11 protein-coding genes and 1 tRNA gene are annotated in these 12,079 nt (G+C 66.3%); 6 read left to right on the top strand and 6 right to left on the bottom strand.

Features of this window, described 5'->3' with window-relative positions:
- Positions 1 to 19: 19 nt before the first annotated feature.
- Positions 20 to 1,156 (bottom strand): DSD1 family PLP-dependent enzyme, encoded by a 1,137-nt coding sequence (locus GV161_RS04145; RefSeq protein ID WP_152013817.1) that lies wholly within the window; start codon positions 1,154 to 1,156, stop codon positions 20 to 22.
- Between the two features lie 107 nt (positions 1,157 to 1,263).
- On the opposite strand from GV161_RS04145, the gene GV161_RS04140 reads away from it, so the two are divergent.
- The 3 genes from GV161_RS04140 (at position 1,264) to GV161_RS04130 (ending at position 5,264) form a co-directional block, all read left to right on the top strand.
- On the top strand, positions 1,264 to 3,084 hold the full coding sequence (locus tag GV161_RS04140; protein ID WP_152013816.1) for an ABC transporter ATP-binding protein: 1,821 nt from the start codon (positions 1,264 to 1,266) through the stop codon (positions 3,082 to 3,084).
- Positions 3,047 to 3,604, top strand: coding sequence for a GNAT family N-acetyltransferase (locus tag GV161_RS04135; protein ID WP_152013815.1), 558 nt, complete (start codon positions 3,047 to 3,049; stop codon positions 3,602 to 3,604). Before GV161_RS04140 ends, GV161_RS04135 begins: the two co-directional genes overlap by 38 nt.
- 127 nt (positions 3,605 to 3,731) lie before the next feature.
- Positions 3,732 to 5,264, top strand: a complete 1,533-nt coding sequence (locus GV161_RS04130) for an MFS transporter (protein ID WP_244623995.1) — start codon at positions 3,732 to 3,734, stop codon at positions 5,262 to 5,264.
- Positions 5,265 to 5,368: 104 nt separating this feature from the next.
- On the opposite strand, the gene GV161_RS04125 is transcribed toward GV161_RS04130, so the two are convergent.
- Both GV161_RS04125 and obgE read right to left on the bottom strand, forming a co-directional pair.
- A complete protein-coding gene (locus tag GV161_RS04125) occupies positions 5,369 to 5,950 on the bottom strand; it encodes an invasion associated locus B family protein (protein ID WP_152013814.1) in 582 nt (193 codons plus the stop codon).
- Between the two features lie 81 nt (positions 5,951 to 6,031).
- Positions 6,032 to 7,075, bottom strand: a complete 1,044-nt coding sequence (gene obgE, locus GV161_RS04120) for a GTPase ObgE (RefSeq protein WP_152013813.1) — start codon at positions 7,073 to 7,075, stop codon at positions 6,032 to 6,034.
- A 172-nt stretch (positions 7,076 to 7,247) separates the two neighbouring features.
- Here obgE and GV161_RS04115 point away from each other — a divergent pair, with 172 nt between their 5' ends.
- The gene (locus GV161_RS04115; protein ID WP_152013812.1) at positions 7,248 to 8,399 is read left to right on the top strand and encodes a PHB depolymerase family esterase; all 1,152 of its coding nucleotides are present in this window, start codon (positions 7,248 to 7,250) and stop codon (positions 8,397 to 8,399) included.
- Between the two features lie 42 nt (positions 8,400 to 8,441).
- Here the strand turns inward: GV161_RS04115 and GV161_RS04110 are convergent, their stop codons facing one another.
- From GV161_RS04110 to GV161_RS04100, 3 genes are all read right to left on the bottom strand, one after another.
- A complete protein-coding gene (locus GV161_RS04110; RefSeq protein ID WP_152013811.1) occupies positions 8,442 to 9,098 on the bottom strand; it encodes a GNAT family N-acetyltransferase in 657 nt (218 codons plus the stop codon).
- A gap of 154 nt (positions 9,099 to 9,252) precedes the next feature.
- Complete coding sequence (gene rpmA, locus GV161_RS04105) at positions 9,253 to 9,519, bottom strand: 50S ribosomal protein L27 (protein ID WP_129156727.1); 267 nt, start codon at positions 9,517 to 9,519, stop codon at positions 9,253 to 9,255.
- Positions 9,520 to 9,618: 99 nt separating this feature from the next.
- Complete coding sequence (locus tag GV161_RS04100) at positions 9,619 to 10,314, bottom strand: 50S ribosomal protein L21 (RefSeq protein ID WP_152013810.1); 696 nt, start codon at positions 10,312 to 10,314, stop codon at positions 9,619 to 9,621.
- Between the two features lie 345 nt (positions 10,315 to 10,659).
- Between GV161_RS04100 and GV161_RS04095 the strand changes: the two genes are divergently transcribed.
- Positions 10,660 to 10,749 (top strand) — tRNA-Ser (locus GV161_RS04095).
- 513 nt (positions 10,750 to 11,262) lie between these two features.
- Positions 11,263 to 11,931: a hypothetical protein gene (locus GV161_RS04090; protein ID WP_152013809.1), complete on the top strand. Its 669-nt coding sequence runs from the start codon at positions 11,263 to 11,265 to the stop codon at positions 11,929 to 11,931.
- Positions 11,932 to 12,079 lie beyond the last annotated feature (148 nt).

Genomic DNA, 12,079 nt, shown 5'->3' with positions numbered 1-12,079 from the left:
GACATCATGCCCGCTGGAATCAGCCGAGCGCGCCGCGCGCCGCGACCGGCCAGACCGCCTCGACATGAGCGTCCGGGCCACCCAGGCCGCGCACGCAGACATACCAGTCGTGCAGGTTGACGGTCGGGTCGCAATGGCCGGGCACGAGCAGGACACGCTCGCCGCGATGCGGCACGGCGACGGGATCGCCGGTCAGGATGCCGTGCTCGTCGGAGGGCTTGGTGTAGATCACGCCGTCGCGCTGCCAGGGCACCGGCATCCCTGAATCGACCGCGGCGGCCTTGTGGCCGGCATCGACGATGGCGCGGTCCGGCACCGGCTTGCTCATCACCCCCGCGAGCACGAACAGCGCGTGCTGGAAGGTGCTGAAGGTCGAGCCGTCGGCCATGCGGTTACGGGCATAGTCGGCGTCCATGAAGATGTAGGAGCCGCATTGCAGCTCGTTCCAGACGCCGGAGCGGCTCTCCAGCTCGAAGGTTCCGGTACCGGCGCCGCCGACGGTCTCGCAGGCGAGGCCGGCCTGGGCGAGGCGCTCGATCGCATTGCGGGTGAGCAGTCCGGCGCGCTCGATCGCCTCGCTGCGCTCGTCGACCGAACGCATGTGCTGGGCCGAGCCGTGATAGGCCTGCACGCCGCGGAAGCGCAGCGTGTTGCTGCGCGCCACCGCCTCGGCGAGCCGGACCGCGGCCTCGCCGGGGGCGACGCCGCAACGGCGCCCGCCGATGTCGAGCTCGACCAGCACGTCGAGGACGACGTCGTTGCGTGCTGCCGCCTCGGCGGCCTCGCGCACGCCCTCGATATGGTCGACGCAGAGCCCGATTCGGGCCTCGCGCGCCAGCTTGGCCAGCCGGTCGAGCTTGGCGGCGCCGGCGATCTCATTGGTGACGAGCACGTCGGTGACGCCGCCGGCGACCAGGATCTCCGCTTCGCCGACCTTCTGGCAGCATTGCCCGACCGCACCATGGGCGATCTGGCGCAGGGCGATCTCCGGGCTCTTATGCGTCTTGGCATGGGGGCGCAGACGCACGCCCGTCGCCTCGGCGAAAGCCGCCATGGTGACGAGATTCCGCTCGAAGGCGTCGAGATCGATGATCAAGGCGGGCGTATCGATCTCGGCGAAGGACTGTCCGGGCCGGGCCGGCGGGGAAAGGGGCATGTGCTCTCGAATCTGGTGAATCAACTCATGTCCATCGGACGTCAGCTTCGTGTCCGGAGCAAGACCGGTAGTGGCGCTTGCATGGCGGCCATGTTAGGCCGCGCGCCATGAAGATCGGCCGCGTCACCGACGATACCTTTGCGCTCTTCGCCCGAGTCTGGCGCGAGCGCGGGCGGCAATACACGCCGCAACTCCTCGCCATCCTCGGTCTCGTCGTGGTCATCGCGGCGACGACGAGCTTCTATCCACTGCTGATCAAGGCGGCTTTCGACGCCTTCGCCGACCCGATCGGGGCCGAGGCGACCGGCTTCGTGCGCCGCATGGAGCGGCTGGTGTCGAAGTCGATCGATTTCGAGATCGGCGTGGTCAACGCCGTCGCGGTCGTCGTGGTGATCGTCACTGCGATCAAGGGCTTCTCGCTGCTGACCCAGACGGTGATGACCAACAGCGTCGTCAGCCGGATCGAGGCCGACATGCAGAGCGCGCTCTACGACCATCTGATCGATGCCGACCTGGCGCAGCTCCAGAGGGAAAACCCGGCCTCGCTCACGCAACGCTTCACCACCGACTTCACCTTCGTCAAGGAGGCGCTGACCCGGCTGGTCAACATCGCGGTCCGCGACGTGATGACGGCGATCGCGCTGGTCGGCGCCATGCTCTGGATCGACTGGAAGATGACGGCGGTCGTGCTGCTGATCGCGCCGGTCGTCGCCAGGCCGATCGGCCGGATCGGCAAGAAGCTGCGTCGGATGGCGGCCTCGCAGCAGGAGCAGACCGGGCTCATGGCGAGCCTGGTCACCGAGAGCCTGCAGGGCGCGCGCGTCGCCAAGACCGATTCGCTCGAGCCTTATCTGAAGGAGCGCGCGGCCGGGGCCTTCGAGACGATCCGGGCGCTGAAGATGAAGGCGGCCAATGCCCGCGGCCGGCTCGATCCATTGCTCGAGGTCGCCGGCGGGCTCGCGGTCGCCGGCGTGCTCTCGGCGATCGGCGTGCGCATCACCTCGGGCAGTTCCACCGTCGGCGACTTCACCGGCTATGTCTCGGCGCTGCTGCTGGCGGCCCAGCCGATGCGCTCGCTCGGCAATCTCAACGCCATCGTCCAGGAGGCTGGCGCCTCGCTGAAGCGCTATTACGCGCTGATCGACGAGAAGTCGCTGATCACCGAGCGCCCGGATGCCAGGCCGCTGGCGGTGAATGGTGGGGAGGTCGCCTTCTGCGACCTGCGTTTCCGTTATCGCGACGACCAGCGCGGGCTCGAAGGCATCGACCTCGTCGCCGAGGCCGGCAAGACCACGGCGCTGGTCGGCCGCTCCGGCTCCGGCAAATCGACCATGCTGGCGCTGGTGCCGCGGCTCTATGATCCCACCGAGGGCCGGGTCGAGATCGACGGGCAGGACATCCGCGACGTGACCCTGCGCAGCCTGCGCGGCCAGATCGGCGTGGTCAGCCAGGATGTCGTGCTGTTCGACGACACGGTGCGCGCCAATATCGGCTTCGGCCGTCCGGGTGCGAGCGAGGCGGACATCGTCGCGGCGGCCAGGGCGGCGGCGGCGCACGACTTCATCATGGCGATGCCCGACGGCTATGACACGAAGGTCGGCGAGCGCGGCTCGCGCCTTTCGGGCGGCGAACGCCAGCGCCTCGCCATCGCTCGCGCCATCCTCAAGGATGCCCCGATCCTGCTGCTCGACGAGGCGACCAGCGCACTCGACACCCAGTCGGAGCGATTGGTGCAGGAGGCACTGGCGGAGCTGATGAAGGGCCGGACGACGCTGGTCATCGCGCACCGGCTGTCGACCGTGCGCGAGGCCGACCAGATCGTCGTGCTCGACGAGGGCAAGGTGGTGGAGACCGGCGACCATGACGGGCTGATCGCGCGCGACGGTGCCTATGCGCGGCTCTACCGGCTGCAATTCGCGGAGGGCTAGAGCCATTCGCCTGGAGACCGAACGCCTCGTCCTCGACCTGCATGGCCTCGAGCATTTCGAGCCGCTCTGCGAGATGTGGGGCGATGCGGCGGTGGTGCATCATATCGGCCAGCCTTCGACGCCTCAGGACGCCTGGATGCGGCTGCTGCGCTATCGCGGGCTGTGGCCGCTGCTCGGCTACGGCTATTGGGTGTTGACCGAGAAGGCGAGCGGCCACTTTGTCGGGGATCTCGGTTTCGCCGATTTCCACCGGGCGATCGAGCCGTCGATCCGCGGTATCCCCGAAGCCGGCTGGGTGTTGGCAGGCTGGGCGCACGGACAGGGATTCGCGAGCGAGGCGCTCACCGCCGCACTCGCCTGGCTCGACGGGCAAGGCGCACACGACAGCTCAGTCTGCCTGATCGCGCCGGAAAACCAGCCGTCGCTGCGGCTGGCGCGACGCTTCGGCTTCCGGGACGAGCGCATCGTCAGCTTCTCCGGGCACGACACGCTGCTGCTGCGGCGGGCGCGGCCGACATAGCGCCAAGCTGGCGCGTCGGCGCTGCCGCAAGCACGTCGGGCATGCGCGCGTGGCGGGCAGCTGCTGACAGGAGCTGCCACATTCTGTTGGCAGTGTTCCGGCTTAAAAAATTGAAAGAGACTTTGCCGTGACGACCCCGACGAACGCCGCCGCGCCGGCGCGTAAGGCCACCCGCCGCGAATGGCTGGGCCTGATCGCGATCGCCTTCCCCTGCATGATCTATTCGATGGACCTGACGGTGCTGAACCTGGCGGTCCCGACACTGACGCGCGAGCTCAAGCCGACAGCGGGCGAACTACTCTGGATCATCGATATCTACGGCTTCATGGTCGCCGGATTCCTGATGACCATGGGCACGCTCGGCGACCGGATCGGCCGGCGCAAGCTCCTGCTGATCGGCGCGGCCGCCTTCGGCGTCGCCTCGACCGTCGCCGCCTTCTCGACCAGCACCGAGATGCTGATCGTGATGCGGGCGCTGCTTGGCATCGCCGGGGCGACACTGGCGCCCTCGACGCTCTCGCTGATCGCTGTGATGTTCGAGGACGAGACCGAGCGCACCTTCGCGATCTCGATGTGGATCGCCAGCTTCTCGGCTGGCGCCGTGATCGGACCGCTGATCGGCGGCGCGCTGATCGAGTATTTCTGGTGGGGCTCGGTCTTCCTGATCGCGGTGCCGCCGATGCTGATCCTGCTGGTGATCGGGCCGATCCTGCTGCCGGAATACAAGGCACCGCAGGCAGGGCGCCTCGATCTGCCGAGCGCTCTGCTCTCGCTGGCGACGATCCTGCCGGTGATCTACGGAATCAAGCACTGGGCCGAGTTCGGCCTCTCGGCCTCGGCCGCCGGCTGCATCGTCGCGGGACTGGTGTTCGGCGTGGTGTTCGCGCGCCGGCAGACGCGCCTCGCCGATCCGATGGTCGATCTCACCTTGTTCGGGATTGCCGCCTTCCGCGCGGCACTGGCGATCAACCTCGCCGGCATCATGGTGATGTTCGGCAGTTTCATCTTCATGGCGCAGTATCTGCAACTGGTCGCCGGGCTGACGCCGCTGGAAGCCGGCATCTGGTCGCTGCCTTCGGCAGTCGCCTTCACGCTCGCCTCCTTCGCGGTGACGCCGCTGTCCGTGCGCTTCAAGCCCGCGACGCTGATGGCCGGCGGCATGGTGCTCTCCGGCCTTGGTTTCGCTTGGCTCGCCTTCGCCCCGAACCTCGTCCAGATCGTCGCTTCATCGATCCTGTTTTCGATCGGCTTCACGCCAGTGATCGCGCTGACGACCGGGATCGTGGTCGGCTCGGCGCCGCAGGAGCGAGCGGGGGCGGCCTCGGCCATGTCCGAGACCAGTATCGAACTGGGCGGCGCGCTCGGCATCGCCGTCTTCGGTAGCCTCGGCGCGGCGCTCTATCGCCAGAGCATGGCGGGGCTTTCGGTCGCGGGTGTCGACAGCGCGACGCTGGCGCCGGCGCGCTCGACGCTCGGCGGGGCGCTCGCTGCAGCCGAGCAGCTGGCGCCCGACCAGTCGGCGCACCTGCTGCAGGCGGCGCGCGAGGCCTTCATGACGGGATTCCATGCGGTCGCGCTGATCGCGATCGCCGGCATGGTTTTCTGCATCGCCGTGGCGCTGACGGCGTTGCGCGATGCAAAGCCTTCGGCGGCGCACTGAAGACCGTCATTCTCAGGCTTGACCTGGGATCTCCTGGCGAGAAGGCGCTGACTAGCGCTTCACCCGGCCTGAGATGCTCGGGGCAAGCCCGAGCATGACGCTGCTCATGGCTCGCGCTGCAGCGCCTCGGCAGCCGCCGGGAAGCCGCGGAAGGAAAGTGGCAGCGTGACCTCGCGCTTGCCGGCGTCGAGATAGCGCATCTGGCCGGCCTCGCCGAAGCCGCGCCAGCGCTTGAAGACGTCGTCGCTCAGTGTCGCCTCGGCGAAGCAGCCACCGGGCAGGCAACGCTGGAAGACGGCGAGCGCCTCGTCCTTCTCGGCGACGACCACGCGCACGCTGGCCTTGTCGCCGAGCGCAAGGTTCGGCGGAACCTGGATCACCAGCTTGATCGGCTCGCTCTTGACCGGGCGGCCGATGGCAACCAGCGCGATCGGGCCGCGCTGGCCCTGCTGTTCCAGGGTCTGGACGATTTCGCAGACGCGGGCTGCAACGCTCTGCTGGCAGCGCAGGATCCAGTCGCCATAGCTTGCGGTGGTGTTGTCGGGCTGGGAGACGGCACCGGGCGTCGGGGTCGCCTGGGCCTGGACCGGGCGCGGCTGGGCGGGGCGTTGCGCCGGAGCCTGGGCAAAAGCGGTTCCTGCCATGAGCGCGGCGGAGAGGGCGAGGGCAGTCTGTCGTCTCAGCATGGCTGCAATGGTCCAAAGCGGGCAATCGCCGACTTCAAGACCAGGAGTGACCGCCGCGCAAGTCGAAGTTGTGAACGGCTGTCAAGGATGCCAGCCGCTCTCCTGCGCCGGAGCCTCGTCCTTGACCTCCTGGGCGCGCGCTTCCTCGACCACCGCGAAGACCGCGCGCAGCGCCGCCTCGACGCCTTCGCCCGAGGCGGCCGACAGCGCGATCGGCGTGCGGCCGCTGGCGCGCTTCAGGCGGGCGAGCTGTTCCTTGCGCGCCTCCGGCGTCAGCGCGTCGACCTTGGAGAGCGCGACGATCTCCGGCTTCTCGTCGAGGTCGGCGCCATAGGCGGCAAGCTCCTTGCGCACCGTCTTGTAGGCCTTGCCGGCATGCTCGGTCGTGCCCTCGACGAGGTGCAGCAGCACGCGGCAGCGCTCGATATGGCCGAGGAAGCGGTCGCCGAGGCCATGGCCCTCATGCGCGCCTTCGATCAGGCCGGGGATGTCGGCGAGTACCATCTCGCGCGCATCGACACGGACGACGCCGAGGCCGGGGTGCAGCGTGGTGAAGGGATAATCGGCGATCTTCGGCTTGGCCGCCGTCACCGTGGCGAGGAAGGTCGACTTGCCGGCATTGGGCAGGCCGACGAGGCCGGCATCGGCGATCAGCTTGAGCCGCAGCCAGACCCAGCGCTCCTCGCCCGGCAGGCCGGGATTGGCATGGCGCGGTGCCTGGTTGGTCGAGGTCTTGAAATAGGCGTTGCCGAAGCCGCCGTTGCCGCCCTTGCACAGGACGAAGCGCTGGCCGGGCTCGGTCAAGTCGGCGATCAGCGTCTCGCCGTCCTCGTCGAGGATCTCGGTGCCCGGGGGGACCTTCAGGACGATCGCCGGGCCATTGGCGCCATGGCGGTCCTTGCCCATGCCGTGCTCGCCGATCCTGGCCTTGAAGTGCTGCTGGAAGCGGAAGTCGATCAGCGTGTTCAGGCCCTGGACGCATTCGACCACGACGTCGCCGCCGCGCCCGCCATCGCCGCCATTGGGCCCGCCGAACTCGATGAACTTCTCGCGCCGGAACGAGACGCAGCCGGCGCCGCCGTCACCGGCTTTCACATAGATCTTGGCTTGGTCGAGGAATTTCATGGAGGAGTAGGTAGTCGCATGAGCGCAGGAGAGCAATGCGTCGCGACGCTTCTCCGGTCCGACTGCGTCGCTCTTTTCCGAAATTATGTTGCAGTGCAGCAACGAATGCCCATCTCGGACGTTGTCACCCGCCAGCACCACTCCGGCAACTGACGACACAAGGGCCATCACGATGCGAAAGCTCTCCGACACGATCGCCCGCCTATCGGCCTACCGCACCCAGCTGGGGGGCGGGGCGAATATCGATGCGTCTGGCCGCCTCGGCACCTTGCCGGAGTTCGGCAGCAATCCCGGTGCGCTGCTCGCCCGGAGCTATCTTCCGCCCGGGCTTCCCACCGGCGCTCCTCTCGTCGTGGTGCTGCATGGCTGCACCCAGACTGCTTCCGGCTACGATCTTGGCTCCGGCTGGTCGACACTGGCCGATCGCGACGGCTTTGCGCTGCTTTTTCCCGAGCAGCAGCGCGCCAACAACGCCAATCTCTGCTTCAACTGGTTCGAGCCGGGCGATACGCAACGCGGCAAGGGCGAGGCGCTGTCGATCAGCCAGATGATCGAAGCGATGATCGCACGCCATGGCCTCGATCGGGGCCGCGTCTTCATTACGGGCTTGTCGGCGGGCGGGGCCATGGCCGGCGTCATGCTCGCGACCTATCCCGAGCTCTTCGCCGGTGGCGCGATCATTGCGGGTCTGCCCTATGGCGTCGCAGCCACCATTCCCGAAGCCTTCGACCGCATGCGGGCCCATGGGCTGCCCGGGGAGAAAAGGCTGCAGGATCTGGTGCGCTCCGCCTCGCGGCATGATGGGCCATGGCCGACAATTTCGATCTGGCAGGGCAGCGCCGACCGCACCGTCGCCCCTGCCAATGCCGCAGCGCTCATCGCGCAGTGGCGCGGTGTCCACGACCTGCCTGCCGAGCCGTCCGCGAGCGAATCGGTGGACGGCCAGAGGCGCCGGGTCTGGCGTGACGCCGATGGCCGCAACCTGATCGAGGAGTACAGCATTGCCGGAATGGGCCATGGTACGCCGATCGCCGGCGACGGAATCGGCCGACCGGGGCCGTATATGCTGGCCGCCGGCATTTCCTCGACACAGCGGGTCGCCCGGTTCTGGGGGCTGGCGGCCGGTGAGGCAGAGAAGGCCAGGCCGGACGCGAAAACGCCGGCTGTTCCGCTCCCGGTGCAAGAGCCTGCCATCGCCGCCGGTCCGGCGCAGCCGGAGCCTGAACCGCCGCGCGTGATCGATCGGTCGGCTACGCGGCCTGCAGCCACTGGCGTGCGCAAGATCATCGAGGACGCGCTGCGCTCAGCCGGCCTAATGCGGTGAAGAAGGATTTCGACCCCGCCCGGGAGGGCGGGGCCGAGGGCTTCAAGCGAGGCAGGGCTCCTCGCTGAAGCTGTCAGCCTGCTGCTGCTGTTCGGCCGCCGGCAGCGGCGCCCAGCCGGAGGCGCTCCAGCTCTTCAGCGCCGCCCAGGTCGAGCGGTCGAGCCGGAACTGCTCGCAGGGGAACAGGCCGCCACGCGCCGGCAGCGACTTCAGGAAGGAGCCCTCCTGCCGAAAGCCGCTCTTCTCCAGCACCCGGCGCGAGGCCGGATTGATGACGCGGGTGTCGGCCTCGACCGCATCGATCTCGACCAGCGAGAACATTGTGTCGATCAGCGCCTGCACCGCCTCGGTGGCATAGCCCTTGTTCCAGTGCGGCGTGCCGAGCCAGTAGCCGATGAACGGCCGTCCGGTCGCCTGCTTGTGCGCGCCGATCATGCCGATCAGTTCGTTCGGCTTCTCGCGCGGGGTGATCGCCAGCACGAGGTGCTCGCCGAGCGCGTTGCCCTTGCGCGTCGCGAAGACGAAGGGGTCGACCGCCTGGGTCGGATAGGGATGCGGAATCGAGGCGGTCATCTCGGCCACGGCCTTCTCGCCGGCGAGGCGCAGGATGGCGGTGGCGTCGGCGATCCGCGGCCAGCGCAGCCACAGCCGCCTGGTCTCGAGCCGGAAGACGTCGTCTCTCGTCAATTCGGGGAACATCGGGTCTCTCCGTCGGCGCAAACGAAAGGGGGAGATGGGCTTTGGTCCCATCTCCCCCTCGCTGACCTTCGGGAAACCCGCTTTCGGGCTTTTATTCCCTTGATCCGTCCGGTTCGATGGAACCGGCGGATCGAGAACATTCCCTATCCGCCGTTTATTCTGCGGCCTCTTGGGCCGGGACTACGTTCACGAAAGCTCGGCCGAGCTTCGTCGTGAATCGGACGCGACCGTTCGACGTGGCAAAGAGCGTATGGTCTTTGCCCATGCCGACGTTCACGCCGGCGTGCCATTTGGTGCCGCGCTGACGAATGATGATGTTGCCCGGCACGACCACCTGGTCGCCGAAACGCTTCACGCCGAGGCGCTTGCTTTCGGAGTCGCGACCATTGCGGGACGAGCCGCCTGCCTTTTTGTGAGCCATAACGCCCTACCTCAAAAACTCTTCAGTCGATGTAACCCGAATCGGCGGCAAAAGCCACCCCGACCGGGCATGAAGCTGCGCGGTGCCTGTCAGCGCCGGTCAGTAGTCTTCGCCGGAAGCGAGCTCGGCCTGGTCGGCCTTGGCCCGCGGCGGCTTGCCGGCGAGCAGCTCCTTGGCCTGCTCGACCCACTCCTCGCGGGTGGCGCGGCCACGAAGCTTGAGCTCCTCGTCCCACTTGGCGATATCGGCCTCGGTCCAGGCGGCGATGTCGTTCCAGGAGGTGATGCCGGCGGCGCGCAGCTTCTTCTCGATGGTTGGGCCGACGCCCGAGATCAGCGAGAGGTTGGAGGCGTCGAGGCCTTCGGCCTTGGCGTCAGCCTTGGCCTTCGCCGGCTTGGCCGCAGCCTTGCCCTTGACGGTTTCGCTGCCGGCCTTGAGCGCGACCGGGGCAGCTTCGCCCTTCTTCATCTCCGGCTTCTTGCCGCCGGTGAGGATGTCGGTGATGCGCACCACGGTCAGCTCGGCGCGGAAGCCGCGCTTGCGCTTCGAATTCTGGCGGCGACGCTTCTTGAAGGCAATGACCTTCTCGCCGCGGGCCTGCTCGACGATCTCGCCGGCGACGGTGATGTCGCCGAGGAAGGGGGCGCCGATCGTCGACTTCTCGCCATCGGTCAGCATCAGGACGGAGCCGAAAGCGACGGTGTCGCCCGGGTTGCCCTCGATCTTGGCGACGGTGATGCGGTCATTGGCGGCGACGCGGAACTGCTTGCCGCCGGTCTTGATGACTGCGAACATCTTAGTGTTCTCCATGTTGAGCCCCGCCCTGTCATGTGCCCTCAGAAGGGCGCACGCGGGACGGCTTTTTGGCAGTCGGTTGCGTGGTCGGGTTTGCTCTTTGAGGCCCACTGCGCCTGCCGCATCGAAGCGGCAAGGTCGGCGGCAGCCAAAAGAGATCAGGCGCGGGTTTCCCCACGCCGGACGCGGCTTCCTAGTCGCGCAGGGGCGAGCCGTCAAGGAAAAGCAGCATGGCAGCGATTGATTTCAGGGCGATGACGGCGTTGTGGATGCATTGCTCCGGAAAGGCTTGTGCAGCGGGGATGCAGTGTGTAGTAAGCACCCCGCCTCGACCAGAGCGACCGCGGACAGGTGGCAGAGTGGTTGAATGCACCGCACTCGAAATGCGGCATACCCGCAAGGGTATCGGGGGTTCAAATCCCTCCCTGTCCGCCATATTTTCTCATAAAATATTGATTTTGCTCAGAATTTTTTAAAGCAATCGCCGCCGACTCACAAAATCGCCTACAAAAGCCCAGTTGCTGAGAAAAATCGCCGCGCCGATCTACGCAGCTTCGGTCGTTTTTGCCTCTGCGGCAGCGATGTGCGCATGCAGACCTCGCATCGGACGAGAATTAGAGGTCGTGCAGCTCGCGCAGAGAGCCCTAGTCCCAAAGACTGAAGCATCGAACGAAATCCTCAGAAAGCGTGGTTATTTCAATGAGTTGCCGGACCGCTCCGGGACCAAATCCATTGTGAGGGCCGACTGAACGCGTTAGGATATGAATGCGCGTTCAAGTTGCGTGCCGCGTAATGAAACTCCGATTCGGCGAGAAGCTCACACCGAGGTCGGGCATGTGCAGGAGGGAATCAATGCGGTGCAGTCGGCTGAGCGAGAACGGACTTCTATGCCGGCGCGATCGCCGAGTTGAGCGCGGCCAAACCAGCTGAGAATTTTGCCGTGCTGTGATGCGATATCTGATCAGGGTAGCTGACGATGCTCTCGAATCTCTGGCTTTGGCAGCGATTGAGGCCTGTTGCCTAGGAGACGGACAAGGCCGAGATTTCGAGCATGTTGAGACATATGGTTATCTGTGGGGGTACAGGAAAATCGCTCCCGACCTCACGACGATTTTCATCGCGAAAGCTTCGGTCAGCATCTCGGCATGCCGAGGCGACAGCTATGTCATTCCAAACCCCCAAGCGTTACCGTTGAAGGATAACTTCGTCGCGCGGTGGTCACCTCACCTGGCATTCCTCGGGGAGTTTCACTCGCATCCGTTCAAAGATTTCGCGTCGGTCAGACAGTCACGCGGTTTTGAGTTCTCTGAGCAGGATATCGATTCATTCGTTGGGGATGACCCTCTTTGGTCGCGGAGCAGCAACAATCCGATTATGCTCGTCATCACGGTTTGTCGCCTATCACAGGTCCGGGCTTCGTGGTGCTCGCAGCCGAGAGGCAACGTGTTCACCTTCTCAGTAGGAGAATTTAGGTTCTGGCTGAATGCCGCGGTCGGGTTCGTTAGCGAGAACGGCGACCGCTACTACACAGAGAACCGGCGCTCGGCGGCAACGCTTGATCTAAATTCTCGATACTTCAACCTTCAAAACGATCGAATTCACGAGCTCGCTGGATGATTCGGCTTCAGTCGGGGAGTCTAAGTCGCTGCTTATGTCGCTAACGCTCGCCGAGCTTCCACTTCCGCAAATGGCCCATAGCAGACAATGGGAGGGTCCGCTTTCCGGCCGGTTGGCCAGCGTCATCATGCGAGGGTCATGTTCAGGG

The sequence above is a fragment of the Bosea sp. 29B genome (genome assembly GCF_902506165.1).
In the GTDB taxonomy this organism is placed as follows: Bacteria; Pseudomonadota; Alphaproteobacteria; order Rhizobiales; family Beijerinckiaceae; genus Allobosea.
Note: the sequence above shows the minus strand (reverse complement) of the source record. Positions and strands in the feature narration are given on the sequence as shown.

Bases quoted from the DNA above. Each gene is read 5' to 3' on its own strand.
- GV161_RS04100 (WP_152013810.1), bottom strand. From the start codon at position 10,314: ATGTTCGCAGTCATCAAGACCGGCGGCAAGCAGTTCCGCGTCGCCGCC.
- GV161_RS04110 (WP_152013811.1), bottom strand. From the start codon at position 9,098: ATGTTCCCCGAATTGACGAGAGACGACGTCTTCCGGCTCGAGACCAGG.
- GV161_RS04135 (WP_152013815.1), top strand. From the start codon at position 3,047: ATGCGCGGCTCTACCGGCTGCAATTCGCGGAGGGCTAGAGCCATTCGC.
- rpmA (WP_129156727.1), bottom strand. From the start codon at position 9,519: ATGGCTCACAAAAAGGCAGGCGGCTCGTCCCGCAATGGTCGCGACTCC.
- GV161_RS04125 (WP_152013814.1), bottom strand. From the start codon at position 5,950: ATGCTGAGACGACAGACTGCCCTCGCCCTCTCCGCCGCGCTCATGGCA.
- GV161_RS04140 (WP_152013816.1), top strand. From the start codon at position 1,264: ATGAAGATCGGCCGCGTCACCGACGATACCTTTGCGCTCTTCGCCCGA.
- GV161_RS04090 (WP_152013809.1), top strand. From the start codon at position 11,263: ATGCGATATCTGATCAGGGTAGCTGACGATGCTCTCGAATCTCTGGCT.
- obgE (WP_152013813.1), bottom strand. From the start codon at position 7,075: ATGAAATTCCTCGACCAAGCCAAGATCTATGTGAAAGCCGGTGACGGC.
- GV161_RS04115 (WP_152013812.1), top strand. From the start codon at position 7,248: ATGCGAAAGCTCTCCGACACGATCGCCCGCCTATCGGCCTACCGCACC.
- GV161_RS04145 (WP_152013817.1), bottom strand. From the start codon at position 1,156: ATGCCCCTTTCCCCGCCGGCCCGGCCCGGACAGTCCTTCGCCGAGATC.